Origin of the sequence: Bacillus sp. 7884-1, from assembly GCF_002272245.1 — a bacterium.
Classification (GTDB): Bacteria; Bacillota; Bacilli; order Bacillales; family Cytobacillaceae; genus Neobacillus.
The window spans coordinates 1-2978 of sequence record NZ_NPDD01000270.1 but is presented as its reverse complement, the minus strand read 5'-3'; the positions used below and the strand labels follow the sequence as shown (position 1 = coordinate 2978).

At 34.6% G+C, this 2978-nt stretch carries 4 protein-coding genes; 2 read left to right on the top strand and 2 right to left on the bottom strand.

Annotated elements, in window-relative coordinates; translation table 11 throughout:
* Positions 1–437: 437 nt before the first annotated feature.
* Together CHI06_RS27405 and CHI06_RS27400 are read right to left on the bottom strand one after the other, a co-directional pair.
* The gene (locus CHI06_RS27405; protein WP_095251805.1) at positions 438–779 is read right to left on the bottom strand and encodes a DUF1801 domain-containing protein; all 342 of its coding nucleotides are present in this window, start codon (positions 777–779) and stop codon (positions 438–440) included.
* Positions 780–1238: 459 nt separating this feature from the next.
* Positions 1239–1727: a DinB family protein gene (locus CHI06_RS27400; RefSeq protein ID WP_095251804.1), complete on the bottom strand. Its 489-nt coding sequence runs from the start codon at positions 1725–1727 to the stop codon at positions 1239–1241.
* A 384-nt stretch (positions 1728–2111) separates the two neighbouring features.
* Between CHI06_RS27400 and CHI06_RS27395 the strand changes: the two genes are divergently transcribed.
* Both CHI06_RS27395 and CHI06_RS27390 read left to right on the top strand, forming a co-directional pair.
* Positions 2112–2294 carry a hypothetical protein gene (locus tag CHI06_RS27395; protein ID WP_095251803.1) on the top strand — a complete coding sequence of 61 codons (183 nt, stop codon included), beginning with the start codon at positions 2112–2114 and terminating at the stop codon, positions 2292–2294.
* A 141-nt stretch (positions 2295–2435) separates the two neighbouring features.
* A complete protein-coding gene (locus CHI06_RS27390) occupies positions 2436–2645 on the top strand; it encodes a hypothetical protein (RefSeq protein ID WP_045522300.1) in 210 nt (69 codons plus the stop codon).
* Positions 2646–2978 lie beyond the last annotated feature (333 nt).

Below are 2978 nucleotides of genomic sequence, written 5' to 3'. Positions count from 1 at the left end.
GGAACAAGAAAATGGCATTACCCCATAGTTGAAGTAATGCACCTATAGTTTAAGTAGAAATCTTCACAATCTTTTCTTTACCCTACAAGATCGATCTATTAAATGTGTTGAGGCATTACAAAAAGACACCCTCTTATTAAAGATAAGCGCCAGACTGCTAAAGATCTAAATAAAAATATCCTTCACTACTATTTTTATTACAACGGACGCGTTACAATAAATGAAAATTTGAAATGGACTGAAACGGTGCATTAAAATTTCCGTGATTAGGGAGTCCATATCTTAATTATTAACATTTATGTAAGGATTTGAACGAAGAAAAGACCTCTGTCAAATTAGCTATTTACTATTTCGACAGGGGTCTTGATAGTTAATTGGTCAGTTTTTATTTTTTCATTAATTCTGACTCACCAAGTATTGTTCCAAATGCTCAAGCATCACTTGAGTGATTCGGTGGCCTGAGTGAGCAGAGTAGATAGTATTGTGTAGTCAGGAGTATCTCCCTCTTTAATTTTGATCCACTTGCGTTCCGGCGGACCCTCGAAGCCCTTCGGGAATTCTAGTCCTTTTGCATTCATAATCATGAAAGCGATCGCATTCTTCGATGGGGAAATCACCGCTGCATAGTGACCGTTCTTCAGAAAATGAGGCTTCTTGTATTGAATGCGCTCTTCAACCATGGGTATGGTTTGGTGGACCATATCTCTCAAACGGTTAGAGAGTTCCATTTGCCAAGGTGTTCCCAATTTCTCAATAAAGTTAGTAACCTCTTCGTTCATAATTTCTAATTCAACCCCTTTTATATTATTAATTTTATATTATTAACTTTTTCGCCTGATTCAATATACCACACACAGAGAATATTCTTGTAAAGGAGTATTTATAAATCAAAACGAATTGCTGGCTAATGTAGCAAAAACCGTCCGTTCTTGAACTTTCTGTCACGCTGTCACCTGAAAGAAGGCATTGGGTAACAATTTAACAAGATTAGGACAATTACAAACGTATGAAAAATACCAATTTTTACCCAATTCTATTCGAAATTTTAGGTATTAGTATTTCTACTTTTCGATTCTTATTAACAATCCTGCTTCTTTAGTTGAACAAGAAAATGCTGCTTTTTTGGCAGCCAGAACTTTAAGGAAACACCCCGTTGCTTTAAGTACGATACTTCACAAACTTACTCAACGAAAAAAGCAATGTCAATTTAACATCGCCCAAAATACTTCTAGAATAAATTAATCTTCTGTTCCTAAAACATCTGTATTTGGGGGCTCATAACCCAACTGACGGAGCATGGCTACTATTTGTCCCTTGTGATGAAACTCGTGAGTAATGGTGTGCATTAGCAATTTACGAGGAGTAATAGATAATAGTTCAGGTGCTTCTCTCCAAGGGATTTCTCTCTCAATTAGCACGTTTAATTTATGTCCATGTAGTTCTAATAATTCATTTACTATTGAATCTACTTGTTCAAATCGTGCTATTATTTCCTCTAAACTGAGATTATGTAATTCTTCCCTTGGAGTAAGTGGTTTTTTTGTCTTCAATAAAACAAATGAGCCAAGCCATGCAACATAGCAATCTGCTATATGAACCAATGTGTCTCTTACACTTTGCCAACCGAAACCATTAGTATGAGTAAAGTGATTAGGATCTAATTTCCCACAAAAATCTAACAGAGTTCCTCTAGCCTGTCGAACCCATCCATATTCGTGTTGAAGCATCAAAACACCCACCTTTAACAGATATATCTACTTATTCTATACATGTATAGAAAACCCCTTCCTTTACTGACTATTCATTTATTAATAAAAAAAGACCATTTCATGTGGTCCGAATTCTTATTAAACTAAATATCCTTTCACAAATTAAGAAAAAAGGTTCGCCGAAGCATTCCCCTCTTTAACATAAGCACCCGTTAGCTGAATAAGGAAAAATTCCGTTGCCCGCACTTCTTACTTTAATCAACTATCCATGCTCTGTCCCTACCGCCTGATTTTCACTTCTTTCCCCTGTATATCCAGGATTTTTGGACCATATATGTCTAATGGCTCCAGGTCAGAATCTTGGGTATAATACTGTTTATATACATTAGAGAGGGGGATAGTATGAGGCTAAGAAATGGAGATTTATATACAAATGTTTTTACCAATAAGCTATATAGGTTAAATGAAGATAACGATAGCAGCTGGTACTTGAGTTTGCGTGATGAAGAAGGTTATCATGAAACAGAAAAGATATCAGGGCGTGATATGATTAGATTGGTAGAAGGTAGTTATAAAAAAAGCTAATTAAAAAAGCTCCCCCATTCCTGTCATAGTACCTGTAATCAGATTTTTTTGTGGAAAGTAGGTAAAACTTGAAACAAGATAAGATGTTCCAAGGAAAAAGTCGCCTTTATGTCGAATATAGTAGATAAAGGGGATTATCCAATGAATAAAGTTGAGTTATTAAAAAAATTACTAAATAGTAGTCGAGGTAATTTGTTTTCATTAGAGATTCCTACTACAAAAGAAAATGAAAAAAAGATTCAAGAATTGGTTAGAGTATTAGAAACAGAAAAAAGAATTAAATTAAGAGAAAATGTAAAGAGAGAATACTCAGTTTATTTGCATGGAATAATTAAGTATGCATCCGAATAATCGGATGCTTTTTTTATTGGAGTGAATCACCATAGGGTTCTTCAAGTTATACAGTAAGCCAAGATGGGCATAGAATTTTTATGAGATTTAGAAATTGTGAACCTTCATAACCCACAGAGCCAATAAATCCCTAGGGCATCTATTTTCTTAAATTAACCTGCCCGTTACTTGAATAAGGAAAAAGAGCCGCTTCAGCTGCTCATTGTTTAACTCTTGCACCGTTTGTGGAACAAGTACCTCTTTTATTGCATTATTTTCGAAGTGTGAATTAAGTTAATAATTTAACGCATAATATTTTTGTTATTTCAATATTAATGAAATGAGGTGTTTAAT